Raw genomic sequence first — 17,354 nt, 5'->3', positions numbered from 1 at the left:
TGTGAAATAGCTAGCGTTTAATAAATTATTTGTTACTAGACAAAGTTAGCGTTTCTCTGCCACAACAATTATTACCCTTGTGTAAACTTTGCTGCCTGTGTCTCCTAGTTCGATAAGGTTATAGATTATCTTAAGTGTTCGGATAAAGTGCCAAGCAATATATCTAATAAAACTAGTTGTGTTGTGAATATAAGGGCCGCATTCATAAAACTTGATGTTGGAAAAATCGTGTCTGGTTAAATATTTTTTAATGAGGTCGGTAGAAAAAGAGGTTTGATGTGTCTCGTCTCCATATAAATAAACTAAGCTATTTGGATTCTCAGCATTAAGAGTTTGGATTATAAATTTACCGCCAGCTTTGAGTCTGCGTGCGACTAACACAAAAAACTTGTCAAGCAAATTCTGCGGTAAATGCTCTAGAAAATCAAAACAAGTAATGACATCAAATTGTTGTTCAGTATTTTCCAGGTAAGCAATTGCATCATGGACAATAAAATTACCAGATTGAGTAAGTTCTTTGGCGATTTTAATTTTATGGTTATCTAAATCAACCCCCACTGAATTATTAATGCCATTTTTTTGTAGTAGATAGCTAAAGTTACCATAACCACATCCCAAATCTAGATAATGAAAGTCTGCTTGTAAAAAATTAGTTTTTCGCAAATAACTCTGTGCTGCGTTTGCCCAGTTGTTTAGCTTGTCTTTCATCGTTATGCTCCAATACAGTATGTTGTTGGTGGGAAATGCATTAATTTTTGTTGACTTGGTTAAGCAGGTTTATAATTAGATGGTAGTTGCTATATTTGTCTTTTTGGCACCTATTGTAAGCGTTATTTTTCATGTTGTCTCGCGCGGCATGATTTTGAGTTAGATATTGAAGTTTAGAGAGAAATTCATCTTTTGAGTCAAACAGCATTGCCTCGCTGTTGTCTTTAAAATATTTTGTTGTATCTTTAGTTCGCTCACATAACATTACAGATCTACACGCAGGTATCACGACACATCGGGTGTTAAAAGTGTCGAAGTTAGCCTTGTTTAGAAAGCATAGGTTGACATCAAAAGAGTTAATGCCTTTGGTAAAATAACCTCCCCACAGCTCCCTGTTTTCAATAATAAGGTTCTTAGATTTCAGTCTGTACTTAGACCATCCGCCGCCCCATACTCTAATGCGAATCCCATTTTGGGCGGCGTATAATAAATAATCAAAACGTTGCTTTTCGTAAGACCCGATAAAGCCAACGCTTCCTCCAATTCGATTCTTTAACTCCGAACTGATATACAGTGGCATATGTATTTCAGGCGTATATCCCCAATAAAAACGTGATACATGTTGTGCATTATGCTCTTTGTATTCAGCGATATTTCTGTCACGGGGAACAAAAACAATATTGAAATATGGTATGCTATTTATATGGTTTTTCCAGCCAGTAGCCTTGCTGCCAAAAGGGTTGTCAGGGTTGAAGTTTACAATTTTAACATTAGGATTGTTTAGCCTTACTTCATGGAGAGTACTGGGTAGAATATCAAGACCTTTGTCGACCCACAAGATGTTAAAATTGTCATTTTTTATTGCGCTAATTATTTGAGCGTTTAATTTTTTACGGTGCTGAGCTAGTTTTAATTTGGCCAGCAATCTGTTTTTAAGTTGATTTTTATTTTGCCCAACACGAATGGCAATATTTTGTATGGTAACGCTATGACCAAGCCGTTTCATAATCATAGCTCTTTGCGCACTCAAAGAACCATGAACGACAGGTCCTACGTAGTAAATCTTAAGCTTTTTTGGTTGCGATCTCACTGCAAACTGCCTCCAGCAGGCGATTCCAATTGGACATTATAACGTTATATTCAAACTTCTCTAAATATTTTTTACGTAAATTAATACCCGCTGAGATATCCTCGTTTGAATTAATATATCTAATGATCCAGCGGGCCCAGTCTTCACGACATAAAGGGATGCATGCCCCAATTTGATTAGGCAAATCACGCCAAGGTGTGTTGTCTGATACAACAACTGGAGTGTTAGAGGAAATAGCTTCCAAGACAACATTGCCAAATGATTCATAGTGGCTGGGCAAAACAAGGCAATTGCATAAGTCAAGCAACTGCTGTTTGAAATCTAAATTTAACCAATCACTCAAAATCACATTGTTTTGAAGATTGTATCTCTGTATTCTCCGTCTAATTTTATTGACATACTTTTTGTTTTTTTGATAGCCTGCCAGAAAAAGAACGGCTTCTGGTATTTCGTGCACAACAAGCTTCCAGGATTCAAGTAAAAATTCTAAATTCTTTTCTGGAGAATATCGACCCAACCACAATACAAGAGGACGCTCGCGCTGTTCTTTGTTAAATTCGCTGATTGGATTGAAATTTATGTCTAAGGGGTTTGAAATTACAGCATAACGGTTGCTTGAATATCCGCTGCATTTGTACCAAAATATTTCGTTGTGAGAAGTTGTGACCAGGCGAGTTGCATTATTCATCATATTTCTTATAAAAAAACCCCAAAGGAATTTTTTGATAACATATTTGTTTATACTTTTATTCAGCGATACGTGTGGGGGAAAGTCGCCTTTCGGTAATAGAATATAGGGTATATTAAGGCTTTTCAACTTGCGGGCGATCAGTATATTTTCAATCTGATATACGCTGCAAATTATTACGAGGTCAGCCTTTTTGATAATGCTGGCTTTTTGGGTAACGTTTAAAAATTGTAGGAAATAACTAGCGAACTTGTTGCGGGTGGCGACTTTGGTTTTAAAAATAATAAAATCATCTTCAGGTCTTAGCTTACGCAAAATATCAATTTGAGTTTTTAAAAGTATTGCGCCTCCGCCTTTTTCACCATAAGGATCTATGATTAAGAAAACCATTAAATAGCCTCGCACGGGTGTGTTTGAGGGTATATGTCAAAACGAAGCCGCATCGCATTATCAAAAAAATAATATGATATAATTATACTGTAGAAGTTAAACTATTTAAGGGACTGACGCTTGCGATCAATTTTCATATATTCCCATACGCCGCATTTCTTCTTTTGCCAATTTACTGTCTGGACTCAGGTCCAAAGCCTTTTGGAATTCGTCAATGGCCAAATTAAACTGTTTGATCGCTACGTAGGCACGCCCAAGCTCGATGTGTAGTCTTGGAGAATTAGGATCTAAAAGAACCGCCTTGCGAAAGTAAGCGACAGACTCCGCCCGGCGGCCCAACCTAGCCTGGCACCGACCCATGCCAAGATAAATTTCGGGATCATCAGGGAAGGAGGCAACTAGTCTCTTGAACATGGCCTCGACCAGATCTACCCTCGAAAGTCTGCGTGCCTGATCCATGAGAAACAAGCCTGATGAAGCTTCTGGCACCACCCTTTGAACCGCTAACGAGAGGGCCAAGGCCATTCGCTCTTTTCCTAAAGCTTTCCGGTTGTTATCAAGGTAGCGCAGTATGGCCTCCCATCCCTTGCCATCCTGCTCGTGTCCCATCAGGTAGGAATATAAAATGTTCTCGCCACCCTTAACGAGTCCAAATTGGGCCAAACCTCTGGCAAAGGCCTCGTAATCAGCCACAGAAGCGTTCTGGTTTTGCATATAAGCAATGATGCTTGCTTGATTCGTGTTTAAGAAGCGCTCGCCTTTTCTAGCGACTCCCTTACCCAGTAGATACCATTGTTCTTTGGATATGGGATTCAAAGGCTCCATCTGGGTAAAGCGGTCGGCCAGATTTGGGCAATCGTAATAGGCCCGATCTTGGTGCCAACCCTTGAGCAGTCTGCTGGCGAACAAACTGGAAAGGGCGAAGCCGTAGTTTTGACAAACCCTCTCGGCAAGTTCCTGTCTTTGTTTCGGTTTGCTCAAGGCCTCGGTGTAAAGGTATCCGGCATACCTAAGATGGGCATATGCATACATAGGCGCCCGCTGGATGGCGGCCTCAAAAATGCCATTGCAGCCGTTGGCTTTTGGAACCAAACGCCGTTGGCCCGCCGCGCACGCCAGAGCTAAACGCAGCACGGGCGACACCGTGCCGGGTGATCTGACAATGGCACGGGTCAGGTCGAATTCCCAGGCATGGTTTTTCCAGGAGTCAGGCAGGGCGGCGTAGCCCAGTTCAATAACCTTGCTGCGGGAATACCAATTTTCATAGTCAACGGGATTGAGCGTGAGGCTGTTGTTCAGAGAGAAAAGGCAGTTGGCCAACCGCGCCTTGGCTTCCTCCGGGATATCCCTGGTCGGCGACTTGGCCGGTATTGCATATAAAGCCTGGGCATAGTAGAACGCGCCAGCCGTCCACAAAGCCACTAGCAAGACCGCTGTGGCTAACAATGCGCTCAATAAGGTATGGCATGCAACTTTTCCCACGGTCGCTTTCCCGCACCTTAGGATTAGCACTTTTAAGCTGACACATGCTTACTTGGATTTTTGCTCGCCGTATCCATACTGATAGTAGTAGCGGTGCTTGTAGCCGCCGTAATAGTAGTCTGAGCGGCCCTTTTCCACCTGGTTGAGGATCACCCCCAGCAGATCGATTCCCGCCTTGTTGAGCTTGTTCACCGACTGCTCCAGGACGTGGACCGGGATTTTGGCCGCTGCGGCCACCAGGATCAGGCCGTCGGCAAGGCTGCCCAGGATCAGGGGGTCGGCCAGGGGCAGAATGGGCGGCGAGTCGATGATGATCTGGTCATAAGCCTTGCCCAACACCTCCATGACCCGGCCCATGAGCTCGGACTGGAATAGCTCCGAGGGGCTGGGCGGGATGGGGCCGGAGGTGATCACGTCCACGTTGGGGATGACATCCGCGTGGACGCAGTTCTGGATGCTGGATTGGCCGCTGAGCACCGTGGAGAGCCCCAGGTTGTTGTTCTTGTTCCACAGACGGTGCTGCCGGGGTTTGCGCAGGTCGGCATCGATAATGATGGTTCGCTTGTTGGCCTCGGCAAAAGCCACGGCCAGACAGGCGGCGGTGACGCTTTTGCCCTCGCGCTCCAGAGAGCTGCTCACCACGATGGAGCGGGGCGGGCTGCCCGCCTTAGAGAGCGATATGGCCGTGCGCACGATGCGTAGCGGTTCGATGGTGGAGGCGTTGGGCCGCGACAGGGCGGCCAACACCACCGGGGCCTGGTCTGTGTTCCCCTTGCCGCGGGGACTATGCAAGGTGGTGTCAAAGGGCACGCTGCCCAACAAGGGAAGTCCCAGCTGGTCCTCGATCTGACTGGGCAGCTTAATGGTATTGTCCATGTACTCCAATAGGAAACCCCAGAACAATGACAATATCAGGCCGCCTAGCACGGCCAGGGCAAGGTTCAGCCTAACCCGAGGCTTGGAGGGACCATGGGGGACCTCGGCCGAGTCCACCACCATCACCGAGCCCACATCAATCTCTTCGGTGATGCGTGCCTCTTTCACCTTGGCCAGTAGCATGTTGAACAGTTGCTGGTTGGTGTCCACCTCGCGCTTGATCACATTGAAGCCGATGGCCTTCTTGCGCGTGATCATCGCGTCTTCTTTCTGATGCTCCAATGCCTGGCGGATGGCATTTTCCTTGGTCAGGGCGATGCGGTATTGGTTGTCCAGGGAGTTGATGATCTGATTGATCTCGCCGTTGCGCTGTTGTTCGATGGCCTTTTTTTCAGCCTGGAGGGCCAACATCTTGGGGTGCCGGGAGCCGTACTTCTGGGAGAGCTCGGCCTCGCGCTTGCTAATCTCCAGATCGCGCTCCCGCACCTTTTGGATCACCGGACTGTCCAGGAACTCGCGGATGCTGTCGAGCTTCCTGGTGTCGCTGCGGGCCTTGAGAGCCAGGCGGTAGCGGGCCTCGGCCTCCTTGCGGGAGGTCTCGGCCTCGATGAGCTTTTGATTCAGCTCGGCCAGCTTTTGGGAGGTGATGGTGTTGTAATCGTCGGAGATTACATTGACCAGCTTGTTGTCTTCCATGTACTTCTGCAGGGACAGTTGGGAGGCCTGCAGCTTGCGGCGCTGCTCGTCGATGCGCCGGCCCAGGAAGTTGACCGCCATCTGGCTGATCCTGAGCTTGCGGTCCAACACGTAGTCAATGTAGGCCTTGGCGATGGCGTTGGCCACTTTGGCCGCCAAAACCGGCTCGCCGCTGGTGAAGGAGATGTTGACCAGGCGGCTCTGCCGGATGGGGGTCACCTTGACTTTGGTCAGAAAGATCTCAGCCGCCTGCCTGATTTTCTGCTCTGGAGTGAGCTTCTTTTCCGGGGTTTCTCCGGGAAGCGGCGCTCCGAACTCGTGCAGCTTGTACAGTTGAAGCTGTTTGACCACCTTTTCCGCAATGGCCCGGCTCTCTATGAGGCGGTATTGGGTCTGGTAGAAGTCCATGGCCGAAGCGTCCACGGCCAGGGCGTCCTGCAGGGAGAAGGAGCGCTGGGCCCCTTGCTCTATGAGCAACTGGGTGGTGGCGGTGTATTGTTTGGTCGCTAAAAAGGTGTATGTAGCTACCAGGCCCACAACGACCAGGAACACGGCCAGGATGGGTAGGCGGCGCCGTTTAATTACGTCAATGTAATCGCGCAGGTGTATGGACTTTTCTTGGCCCGAACCTATCATATGTTCTACGCCTGACTTCTAGAAGTAGCTTTGCGGCACCACGATGACGTCGTCCGGCTGGACGTCCACGTCAGCGCTTTTGTCACCATCGAGTATGTCGTCAACCGGAACCTTGATGGTTACTTCCTTGCCGTCCTTAACCCTAACCAGCTTGGTGCGGTTGCCGGCCGCTATCCTGGTGAGGCCGCCGGCCATGGTGATGGCCTCGACCACGCTAATATCCCGGTCCTTGATTTTGTAATATCCTGGGCTCTTGACCTCGCCGGTGATGAAGAAGCGGGCTGCTTCGGGCACATAAATGACGTCGCGGTGCTGCATGGAAAGGTTGTATTCGGGATGGTCGCCGCGGGTCATGGATTCCAGGTCAATCTCCATGGACACCCGATCGCGGTTGGAGTCCTTGCCGTTACCTGATATGCGGCGCAGAATGCGAATCTTGTTAGCTGCGATGTCGCCTTCCGCGTCGAACTTGATGCCTCCCGCCTTTGCCAGCATCTCCATGAGGCGCTCGTTGCCCTCCATGGGATGGCGGCCCGGCTGGTTGACCGCGCCTAGGATGAGCGCCCAACGTCCCCGGAATTCCTTGATGTGGGCCGAAATCTGGGGATGCTTGAGGATACCTTCTTGCTTGTAGCGGATTTGCAGGAGGGTCTCGATTTGGCGTGGTGAAAGCCCGTCCACCTTGACCGGCCCGATCAGGGGCATGGTGATCTTGCCTTGGGAGGACACGCGCAGGTCTTCGCGGGTAAGCTCAGGCTCATCGAACACCCTGATATTGAGCACGTCCTGAGGGCCCACCTTGTAGTCCGCGTGGGCCTTGGGTACGCCGTAGGTGCGGATGTATTCGCCCACGGTCATCTGGCGGGCCTTCTCGAACTCTTGGGCAACCGCTGCAGTGAGTGGGTTTTCCTTGGGGGGCTCCGGCTTGGCCATCTGGGGTTTGGCCTTGTCGGACGCCGGCGGGGCGGCTTCGGGGGCCTTGGCTTGGGCCACGGCGGGACGCGGCGGAGTGGGCTTGGCGGGCTCGGCAGTGGGAGCACTGGGTTTGTGGTCGAACAACCGCCGCTGAAGGTTCATGCCCTGCGCCCCGGAAGAGGCCGGGATCAAAAAGGATGAAATAGCCAGAGCAAATATGAATAGGTGGAAGACGCGAAAGGCTTTCACTGGTTCCCCTAATTCGGATTTAGCGTGAGGGACTATGAGCTATGCGATGATTCTACCCACTGTATAACACGGTTGCAATGAAATGCGGGGCAAGGAACCATGCCCCCTGCCCCGCATCATGTGACTGTATCTGCTGGAGGGCTTTTAGAAGCGGCCGCCCAGCCCGACGTAGAACACGTTGTCGGTGTAACCGAGGTTGTCCTTGTTGGAGTCCCGGTAGTCGTAGTAGTAGTAGCCCTGCACGTACATGTACTTCAGGAATGCGTACTCGAGGCCGACCTGGGCCTTGTAGATGTCGTCCTCGCGGGCCGAGGTGCCATCCAGGCTGTTGTAGTCGTTGAGGCCCGCGCCCAGGTTTGCAAAGGCGGTCAGGTTGCGGATGAAGGTCCAGCGGGCGCCCAGGCCTGCAAAAGTGTCAACATAGTAGTTGTTGGGGAAGGAGGTGCCAACCACACCTTGGGTGGACTGGCGGATGGCTCGTTGCAAGGTACCCGTCACCAGCACCTTGGGAGTAGCCTGCCAGGTAACGTTCATCTCGGCGATCCAGGTGTTCTTGTTCTCGTACTTCTGGCCGACGGTGTTGTACTCATTGTCGTAGTCCATGAAGCCGTAACCGACCTTGGCCTCGCCCTGGATCTTGCTGGTGGCGTCCCAGGTCACGCCGACCATGAAGTCGTGGCGGTACTGGTCTTCCGAGGCGCCGGTGGGCTGGTCGGGATACTCACGGTTGACGTACTTGTACTCGAACAGGGCCGAAGTCTTGGGCATGAACTTGTAGTAGAACACGCCGCCCACGTTCCACTCCCGCTGGTTCTGGTAGCGGTCTTGGTCGTCGTCATATTCCAGAATGGTGTAGCGGCCGAACACCTTGGCCTTGGTCTTCTCGCTGAAGGTCCAGCCGGGAGCCAGGTAGGTGATATTCTGGGTACGCGAGACCTGCTGGCCCAGCTTGTACAGGTCCTGGCTGCCGTAGGGGTCGCTGGAGCGCCAGAAGTCGTTGGACAGCTCCACGAAGGCCCCGGTTTTGCCACCCAGGAAGAAGTCAAAGGGGATGTAGTGGCTGGCCCAGTTGTTCTGGTCGTTTTCCTGGTACCAAGCGTAGGTGCCGTTATAGGAAAGCGACCAGTAGCTGGTCGGGGTGAAGTTGTGCATCACACCGATATAGGGCATGACCTGCAGGATGTTGTCCGAGACGGTGTTGTTCTGGGACAGGTAGATGTTGGAACGGTTCATCCACCCGGCTTCAAGGCCGCCCTTGATTTTGAAGGGCCCTCGGCTGAGGAAGGTACCTTCCTCGTCCAAAGCTGGAGTTGGGATTACCGTTTCTCGGGAAAGACCTGGACCGGACTGGGCTTGCGCCAGTTGGGGAACTCCGAGCATGAGCAGGCCCGCAAGTACCATTCCGATAACGAAAATTTTCGCGTGGACGCGCTTCATCGCTACCCCCGCCTTTGTGTGGGTATGCTTTTTGAAAGATTCAAATTCTCCTCGTATAATTTGTTAACAAAAATCGATGGAAGAAGGCAAGGAATTTTTAAAAATAATTATTGCGTTTCGGTGCGATGCATGTTCTATAATGACCTAGCCTTGGTAAGAAAAGTGCCCTCGCCATGGGCGGGGATGCATCTGTAGTTACGCCGAGGGCATATTCTATTAAACTGCGGGGATGATCTTATGAGACGTCAATTAACTCATAGCAGGTCCAGCAGCAAAGCTTGCCTACGAATTGCACTCATGGCTGTCATGGCGGCCATGGTCCTGGCTTTTATTGCCGTGCCCGCAGTGGCTGCGCCGCCCAAGGCGCTGCTGCAAGGGATCCAAGCGGGACGGTTACCCGTGGAACGCGGGGTGCCACAGTCGGTGTTGGACCAGTTGGCGGCCAACCCCGAGCAGGCGGCTCAGATCGCGGCCCAGGCTGCGGCCGACAACCCGGACCTGGCGGCCGAGATCGCGGCTGCCGCGGCGAAGGCCAACCCCGCACAGGCTGCGGCCGTGGCCGCGGCCGTGGCTCAGGTGGTTCCCGCCCAGGCTTCCAACATCGCCGTGGCGGTGAGCGATGCAGTTCCGGATGCCTCCAAGCAGGCGATCGCCCAGGCGGTTGTAGATGTGGCCCCGGATCAGACCGAAGAGGTCAACCAGGCCATGTCCGCCAAGTTCACGGACTACACCACCGTGACCACCGGCACTGCGACTACCGCCACCTCGGCTACGGTCACCACCAGCAGCAGTAGCTCCACCACCTCCACCACGGAGACCACTACCACTTCGGCCAGCCCTTCCACCGAGCTGTACCACAAGCTGGCCAAGCTGGAGGTTCGCTAGATATAATCATCTAGCACCAAGCTGAAAACTATCGCCCCGGGCCCATGCGGTCCGGGGCTTTTTTGTGGCCGGTTTCGTTATACGGCGGGAATTTTTTGATTGCGCGAGTTTCGACTTCATGAAGATTTGGTGGCAGAAATACAAAAATGTCGCGTGGATTTGTGCGCTGAGAACGATTTGATTGCCCGCTTTGGGCCTACTGGCCGTGTGGCAGGCGTTGTAGGCCTTTGCGGGCCAGGTCGGACCAATGGGTGAAGGGGAAGCTCTCCATCAGCTCCCGCCACTCCACCCGGGCCCGCTCCGGACGTCCGGCGCGCTCATAGCAAAGGCCGGCGTGGAACAGGGCCTCGGGCACCACGCGCGATTCGGGCAGGCGGCGCGCCAAGCCCTGGAAAACCTCCACCGCTTGGTCGTATTCCTTGAGCTTCATCAGGCTGAGGCCCTGGTGATACAGCATGTAGTCGATCATCAGGGAGCGGGGGAAGCGGCGGGCCGCGTCCGCGAACAGCTCGGCGGCGCGAGCGTAGTCCTTGGCGTCGAACGCAACCTTGCCTTGGTTGTAGGCCACGGTGGAATCGGCCTTTAGCCCCAGGCCCACGTAGGCCCCGGCCCCCGTGGCCACCGCGAGCAGCCCGGCCAGGGCCAGGGCCAGGGTGTGGCGCGAGGCCCAGTCCAGGGGGCTGGCCAGGATGCGCTCCAACCCGGTGGCCAGGCTCTCCAGGGGGCGGTCGACCGCACCGCGCAGGGCCATGCTCCAGACCGCGCCTCGCAGGCCGGGCAGGCACAACACTCCGACAAGACAGGCCAACACGAACAGCACCTGCCCCAGATAATTGGGCCAGGTCTGGCCGAAGTACAGGCGCACCTTGTCCCGGGTGGGGTAGATGAGCATAAAGGCCGGGCTGGCCAGGAGCACCCGCTCGGCTCCCTCCACCTTCCAGTTGGGGTGATAGGACATTCTGATAAGCAAGGGGGCGCGGGAATCGGTGGTGATCTCGATCTCCTGCCAGCCCACCCGCGAGCTCACCCGTGCCGGAGGCAGGGGCTTACGGGGCGGCTTGGCCGGGGCCTTGGGCAGCACCGCGGCGTAGCGGGCCGGGTCGCCGGCCTCCGCCCGGGGCGCGAAGACCAGGGGCACCTCCAGGTCGCCGCGCCGGAACCACTCAAAGGCCTCGCTTTTCCAGTCGCGGGCGGTCACCAGCACTGGCTTGTACTTGAGGGGGACCACGTAGCCATCGCCTCCGCCGGCCACCCGGTAGACCCCGTAGGGCCCGATCTCGGCCGCCAGGGAGTAGGTGGGGTCCGCGTCCAGCAGGCGGCGGGTCTTTTGGCTGATGGCCACGAGCTGGCTCACGTTGAACAGACCCAAACGGGGCAGGGCGCGGGCCAGGTCGAAGCGGGCGTAGTTGTAGCCGGTGATGGGGGTGCTGGGGGCCTGGCAGGTCAGGGATTGCAAGTAATAGATGAACGGCGAGTTGGGCGAGGACTGGATGTAGAGCCCCTCCAGGGTGGACCGGCCCGAGAACAGGGGCAGGCACTCCATGGCCCGAACCGTGCCCGCCCGGCGGTGCAAAACAGAATGTTCGTACATCACCCGGGGATCGGCCGGGCCGCCCTTGAGGTAGTCGTTGAGCCGTTGGTAATCTTCCCAGCCGGGGGCGGATTCATACCCGGCATAGTTCCAGGCGATCCAGCGGGGGAGGTAGCTGACGTTGTAGCCCACCGCCAGCACCACCAGCACCAGGGCCAGCACCGGGGCCAGGGCCCGGCCCGGCGCTCGGGCCAGCCAGGAGCCCAGGGCCCAGGCGGCCCACATGGTGATGGCCAGCCAGGCAAAGGGCAAAAAGCGGATGTCGATGACGTTGATGTGGAAGGCCACCAGATAAAGCAGCGAGGCCAGGAGCACCTGGCCCAGGAAAAAGGCCGCCGCGCCCAGGGGCTGGCCTTGGCGCAAGCGGGCGGCCAGGCCCAGGACCAGCGAGGCCAGGGCCACGGCCATGAGCGGCCAGAGCAGGGGCGGCACCACCGCCTGCCAGTCGGTGATGATCCACACCATGTTGTGGGGGCTGTTGTAGGGCGCGAAGACCAACAGGGGCACGATCCAGAAGCCCATGAAGGCAAAGGCCAGGGCGTAGACCTTGCCCAAATACACCGCCCGGGCCGCGAACTGGCGGTGGAAGAGCACCAGGCCCCCGGCCAGCACCCCGAACAGGAGCGGCCCGCCGTGGCTCAGCCCGGTGGCGGCCAGCCACAGGGCCGTGCGCACCGGGTGCTTGCGCTGTTCAAGGTCGCCCCACAGGGCCCCCAGGAACACGGCCATCAGGGCCAGGCTGTAGGAATAGGTGAACTCCCCCGCCAGCAGGCTGGGCAGGTTGCCGCCATAGGTGCTGTTGGTGTTGTTGAACAAGAACAGCAGGCTGAACACCGCGCCCAGGGCCGGGGCCGGGAAGGGGGCCCGGGCCAGGCGCAGGCCCAGGTACAGGCCCAGGGGCATGATGAAGGCCCCGCCCGCGGTGATGAGCTTGAAGGCCATGTTCAGGGGAATGAGCCAGCCCAGGGCGGCCATGCCCAAAAAGGGCAGGGGGAAATAGAACTGGAAGATGGGGTAGCCGGCCAGGTTGCCCGGGCACCAGCCCAGGATGCTTCCCGAGGGCAGAAGCACGTTTTTCATATACCAGGCCGCGTACACGTGGCTGCCGGTGTCGCCGCCGGTGGTGATGCCCGGGCTGGTGAGCAGGTCGGGCCGGAAGTAGAGCAACAGATAGGCCCACACCGCGGCCAGGACGGCCAGCTCCAGGCCCAGGCGGGCGGCGCGGTTCTCCCCCGGCGCGCTCATGCCGCCCTCCGGCGACGCACCCAGGCCAGGGCCAGCAGAGCCGCCAGGAGCAGCCCGGCCAGAGCCCACAGCCAGGGACGCCAGGCGTAGAGCGGGTCGCTCAAGAGGCCCACCGAGAGCAGGCTCTGGGCCGCGCCGATGTGGTGCTTGCCCTGGTGCACGTAGCTGACCAGCCCGGCCAGGGGATAGGTGCTGCCCACCAGGGCGGCCCGGTTCTCCAGCTCCAGGGGCACTCGAACCTCCTGGCGCGGCCCCAGGGTGAGGGTGCGCGTCAGCCGGTCGGGAACGAACTCCGCCGGGGCCAGGACACGCAGGGTCACCTCCAGGGGACTGTCCAGGGGGTTGTGCAGCTCAAAGGCGGGGGGTTTGCCAGGCCAGGGGTTGCCGGGCCGCCCCCGCAAAAGCCTGGGGGCTATGGCCAGGGTCTGATTCTTGAACAGGCCCCAGGACACCGCGCTCAGGGGGTAGCCGTTGATGTCGTGGTAGTCCACCCGTACCCCCACCCCGTAGCCGCCGGGCAGGGTAGGGGAGAAGGGCAGGGTCAGCTCGGCCTGGTCGCGGCCGCCGGGCGGCAGGTCGGCCGCGCCCTGGGCCCGGGCCACGGTTTCGCCCAGGTACACCGCGTAGCCCAGGCGCTTGGCCGCCTCGTTGCCCTGGTTGACCACGCCGATGCGCACGGTGAGGGCTGAGCCTTGCAGAGCCGGCCGCACGGTGATGGATAGCTTGATGTTGGCCCGGGCGGGGGCGGCCCAGAACAGGGCGGCCAACAGGGCCAAGCAAAAGGTTATGGCGCGGCGGCTAGGCATGGGCCCTAGTCTGCCCTCTAAACCCCCGGGGGGTCAATTTGCTTGATGGCCCCGGTCCGGTGCTCAGTAGAGCACCGAGCGCATGACCTGGTTCTTGGCCCGCTGCTCGCGGATCTGGTGCTCCAATAGGGCGATGCGCTGACGCAGGCTGGCCGCGGCGGCCTGGGGCGACAGACCGGCCAGGCTGGGACGGGACGAGGCCAGGCCCGAGTTGGGTGTGAAGGGCGAGGCGAGACCTTGGGCCGGTTTAGGCGCCTTGCCCTGCTTGACCAGCTCGCGCCACAACAGGGCGGCTTCCCCGATTTCCTTGCCGGCCTGGATCTCCAGGCGGGTCATCTCCTGGCGCAGTAAGGCTACGTCCTGGCCCAGGAGGGCATGTCGGCCCAGGCCGGGATCGGGCGTGGGGCGGATGTAACTGGGCAGGGGAGCCGGGGACGGAACCGGAGGGGGCGCGGCCTTGGGCAGCGGCGCCGGGGCGATAGAGGGAGCGGCGCCGGGCAGCGGGGCCGGAGTCGGAGAGGTGGCAACGCCGGACAGAGGGGCCGGAGCCGGGGAGGGAGCGGCTGCCATCCCGCGCAGTGGGGACGGGTTGGGGGCCATGGGCGGCTGGCCCAACTGGGCACGCAAGAGCCGTACCTCCTCGCGTAGACGCTGCACCTCCTGGGTGAGCTGGGCCGCCTCGTTGGCCGCCTGAGTCTGGGGGGCCACCGGCGCGGGGCCCTGGTGGGCGGACAAGTTCCAGATAACAACCGCGGCCAGGATTAGCACCAGCAAGGCCATGCCCAGGCGCAAGAGCATCGGCCCCGGCTTGCCCGGGTGGAAAAAGAAGCGGTGCTTGCACTTGTGGCAGCGGTAGGGCAGGTAGCCCAGGAGGCTGAAGGCCCTTTCCAAAGCGCCACGCCGCCGTGAGCGATGGATTCGGTCGCCTTGGCAGGCGGGGCATTGGGCCGGTGTGGTCATGGAGGGGCCACCAGACAGCTCAGTAGGGGTTGGTAAACAACCCACCGGCGGGGGCCTCTCGGCGGGTTGGTTCCAGGCGGCCGGCGTTGGCTGGCCTAGACCGCATTATATACTCAATCAGTGGCCTTGATCAGTTCCCGTTCGATGAGGAAGGAGATGACCGCTTCCACCTCCTGATCCAGGCTGAGCTCGGCGGTGGGGATGACAAGGTCCGGGTCCGCGGGGGACTCGAAGGGGGCGCTGTAGCCGGTGAGCCCCTCCAGCTGACCCGCCTTGGCCATGGCGTAGAGCCCCTTGGGGTCCCGCCCGCTGCACACCTCCAGGGGGCAATCCAAATAGCACTGGTACACCGGTTGGGGGCCCATGATCTGTTTGACCATGCGGCGGGCGTCCTCAAAGGGGGTGATGAAGGCCGCCATGACCAGCAGGCCGGCGTCCACCATCAGCTTGGCCACCTCGGCCACCCGGCGGATGTTCTCCCGCCGGTCCTCGGAGCTCAGGCTCAGGTCGCGGTTAATGCCCCGGCGCACGTTGTCGCCGTCGAGCACGTAGGAGCGCACCCCCCGCTGGTGCAGGGTGTACTCCACGGCGTGGGCCAGGGTGCTCTTGCCGCTGCCCGAGAGCCCGTAGAACCACAGCAGGCCCGAGCCGTGCTGGTTGAGGCGGTTGCGCATACCGCAGGAGATGGATGACTGGAACGGAAAGATATGTTTGGCTTTATTGTGTGGAAGTTCCATCAGTCGGCCTGTGGGCCCGCCCGGGGCGGGGGTTGTTCTGGTTGATGAACCGGCTCGGCCGGGCCGGGAGGGCCGCCGGCGGCTCGCAGGAGTTTAATGTATCATTAATTATAACAATCCATAAACGAATTAACCCCCTTGCCGCCCCGAGGCCGGGTTTACGGCTTGACTGAGTTCCTCCCGCCCGGTATTGATTTAAATCGCGAGTAGCAGGCGGTGGAAAAGCCGCCTTTTCCGGCCAGATATGGCCCCGCCCCTGAGGCGGCAACCGCGGGAGCGACCCACGCCATGGATCAAGAACGTCTCCAGGTCAGCCTGAGCCCCGAAGGCGAAACCTTTCCCCTTCCCGGCGAGGCGGAGTACGAGGCCGAGAACCAACGCCTGGCCGGTCTGGTGGCCGCCCAGAGGGAGATGGGCCGCGAGATCGTGGTGGTCATGGGCGTGGGCTTCGTGGGCGCGGTGATGGCCGCGGTGGTGGCCGACAGCGTGGGACCGGACGGCGAGCCCGGCAAATTCGTCATCGGGATGCAGCGGCCCAGCACCAGGAGCTTCTGGAAAATCCCTCTGCTCAATCGGGGTCAGTCGCCGGTGAAGGCCGAGGACCCCGAGGTGGACATCACCATCGCCCGCTGCGTCAAGGACAAGAAGACCCTAACCGCCACCTTTTCCTACGAGGCGCTTACCCACGCCGACGTGGTGGTGGTGGACGTGCAGTGCGACTACTCCAAGGCCGCCCTGGCCAACGTGACCGACGGCACGGTGGAGATGGCCGCCCTGGAGGCCAGCCTGGGCATCATCGGCGAGAAGGTGCCCCCCGAGTGCCTGGTGCTCATCGAGACCACGGTGCCGCCGGGAACCACCGAGTACGTGGCCCATCCCATCATGAAAAAGGCCTTCGAGAAGCGGGGCATCAGCAGCGAGCCCCTTTTGGCCCACTCCTTCGAGCGGGTCATGCCCGGCCGCGAGTACGTGCGGAGCATCCGCGACTTTTGGCGGGTGTGCTCGGGCATAAACCCCGAGAGCCGGGACAAGGTGGAGAAGTTCCTCACCGAGGTGCTCAATACCGAGGAGTATCCGCTGACCGTGTTGGACCGGCCCATGGAGAGCGAGACCACCAAGATCGTGGAGAACAGCTTCCGGGCCTCGATTCTGGCCTTCATGGACGAATGGAGCACCTTTGCCGAGAATAATGGCGTGGACATCGTGAAGGTGATCAACGCCATCCGCATGAGGCCCACCCACAACAACTTGATCTTCCCGGGCCCGGGCATCGGCGGCTATTGCCTGCCCAAAGACGGCGGCCTGGGGGTGTGGGCCTATCACCACCTCATGGGCTTCCAGCAGCCGCTGTTCAAAATGACCCCCATGGCCATCGACATCAACGACTCCCGGGCCCTGCACGCGGCCGGGCTGGTGCGCGACGCCCTGAGGAACATGGGCACCCTGGTGCCCAACAGCCGCATCGTGGTCCTTGGCGCGGCCTACCGCGAGGACGTGGGCGACACCCGCTACTCCGGCTCCGAGCTGGTGGTCCGGCGCCTGGCCGAGATGGGGGCCGAGCTGGTGGTGCACGATCCCTATGTGCTCAAGTGGTGGGAGTTCGCCAACCAGGACGAGTACCCGGCCACCAGCGCGGGGCGGGCCCGTTTCTTCCGCAACCAGGAGGGGCTCAAGGACCTGGAGGTGGGCCAGGACCTGGCCGCCGCCCTCAAGGGGGCGGACGCGGTGGTCTTGTGCGTGCGCCACGCCGAGTATCTGGGCCTGGACCCGGATTGGGTGGTGGCCGCCTGCGGCAAGCCGGTGGCAATGGTGGACTGCTTCGCCCTGCTGGACGATGCGCGCATCAGGCGCTATCTTGAGTTGGGCTGCGAGGTCAAGGGCCTGGGCCGGGGCCACGTGAAGCGCATCAAGGAAGAGTTGAAGGCCGACCAAAAGGCCTAGAGATAATTTAAAGGAAGGCGAA

General features: G+C 58.1%; 13 protein-coding genes. 2 read left to right on the top strand and 11 right to left on the bottom strand.

Annotated features, from left to right (window positions below):
* Positions 1–45 precede the first annotated feature (45 nt).
* From KQH53_11610 to KQH53_11580, 7 genes are all read right to left on the bottom strand, one after another.
* Positions 46–708, bottom strand: a complete 663-nt coding sequence (locus tag KQH53_11610) for a class I SAM-dependent methyltransferase (protein ID MCB2227314.1) — start codon at positions 706–708, stop codon at positions 46–48.
* 40 nt (positions 709–748) lie between these two features.
* Positions 749–1,798, bottom strand: a complete 1,050-nt coding sequence (locus KQH53_11605; GenBank protein MCB2227313.1) for a glycosyltransferase — start codon at positions 1,796–1,798, stop codon at positions 749–751.
* Entirely contained in the window at positions 1,773–2,876 is a 1,104-nt protein-coding gene (locus KQH53_11600; protein MCB2227312.1) for a glycosyltransferase, read from the bottom strand. The genes KQH53_11605 and KQH53_11600 overlap by 26 nt, the downstream gene beginning before the upstream one ends.
* Before the next feature lie 126 nt (positions 2,877–3,002).
* Positions 3,003–4,358 carry a tetratricopeptide repeat protein gene (locus KQH53_11595; protein MCB2227311.1) on the bottom strand — a complete coding sequence of 452 codons (1,356 nt, stop codon included), beginning with the start codon at positions 4,356–4,358 and terminating at the stop codon, positions 3,003–3,005.
* 48 nt (positions 4,359–4,406) lie between these two features.
* Positions 4,407–6,566, bottom strand: a complete 2,160-nt coding sequence (locus KQH53_11590) for a polysaccharide biosynthesis tyrosine autokinase (GenBank protein ID MCB2227310.1) — start codon at positions 6,564–6,566, stop codon at positions 4,407–4,409.
* An 18-nt stretch (positions 6,567–6,584) separates the two neighbouring features.
* Positions 6,585–7,643, bottom strand: a complete 1,059-nt coding sequence (locus tag KQH53_11585) for a polysaccharide export protein (protein ID MCB2227309.1) — start codon at positions 7,641–7,643, stop codon at positions 6,585–6,587.
* 231 nt (positions 7,644–7,874) lie between these two features.
* Positions 7,875–8,963: an outer membrane beta-barrel protein gene (locus tag KQH53_11580; GenBank protein MCB2227308.1), complete on the bottom strand. Its 1,089-nt coding sequence runs from the start codon at positions 8,961–8,963 to the stop codon at positions 7,875–7,877.
* A 603-nt stretch (positions 8,964–9,566) separates the two neighbouring features.
* On the opposite strand from KQH53_11580, the gene KQH53_11575 reads away from it, so the two are divergent.
* Positions 9,567–10,052 carry a hypothetical protein gene (locus tag KQH53_11575; GenBank protein ID MCB2227307.1) on the top strand — a complete coding sequence of 162 codons (486 nt, stop codon included), beginning with the start codon at positions 9,567–9,569 and terminating at the stop codon, positions 10,050–10,052.
* 196 nt (positions 10,053–10,248) lie between these two features.
* On the opposite strand, the gene KQH53_11570 is transcribed toward KQH53_11575, so the two are convergent.
* The 4 genes from KQH53_11570 to cysC form a co-directional block, all read right to left on the bottom strand.
* Positions 10,249–12,888: a tetratricopeptide repeat protein gene (locus tag KQH53_11570; protein ID MCB2227306.1), complete on the bottom strand. Its 2,640-nt coding sequence runs from the start codon at positions 12,886–12,888 to the stop codon at positions 10,249–10,251.
* Complete coding sequence (locus KQH53_11565) at positions 12,885–13,694, bottom strand: hypothetical protein (GenBank protein ID MCB2227305.1); 810 nt, start codon at positions 13,692–13,694, stop codon at positions 12,885–12,887. The genes KQH53_11570 and KQH53_11565 overlap by 4 nt, the downstream gene beginning before the upstream one ends.
* Before the next feature lie 63 nt (positions 13,695–13,757).
* Positions 13,758–14,585 carry a hypothetical protein gene (locus KQH53_11560; GenBank protein MCB2227304.1) on the bottom strand — a complete coding sequence of 276 codons (828 nt, stop codon included), beginning with the start codon at positions 14,583–14,585 and terminating at the stop codon, positions 13,758–13,760.
* A gap of 182 nt (positions 14,586–14,767) precedes the next feature.
* Positions 14,768–15,391, bottom strand: coding sequence for an adenylyl-sulfate kinase (cysC, locus tag KQH53_11555; GenBank protein MCB2227303.1), 624 nt, complete (start codon positions 15,389–15,391; stop codon positions 14,768–14,770).
* A 288-nt stretch (positions 15,392–15,679) separates the two neighbouring features.
* Here cysC and KQH53_11550 point away from each other — a divergent pair, with 288 nt between their 5' ends.
* Positions 15,680–17,332 (top strand): nucleotide sugar dehydrogenase, encoded by a 1,653-nt coding sequence (locus KQH53_11550; GenBank protein MCB2227302.1) that lies wholly within the window; start codon positions 15,680–15,682, stop codon positions 17,330–17,332.
* Positions 17,333–17,354: the final 22 nt, after the last annotated feature.

It is taken from the genome of Desulfarculaceae bacterium (assembly GCA_020444545.1).
Taxonomy (GTDB): domain Bacteria; phylum Desulfobacterota; class Desulfarculia; order Desulfarculales; family Desulfarculaceae; genus Desulfoferula.
This window is presented reverse-complemented; position numbering and strand designations above follow the sequence as displayed.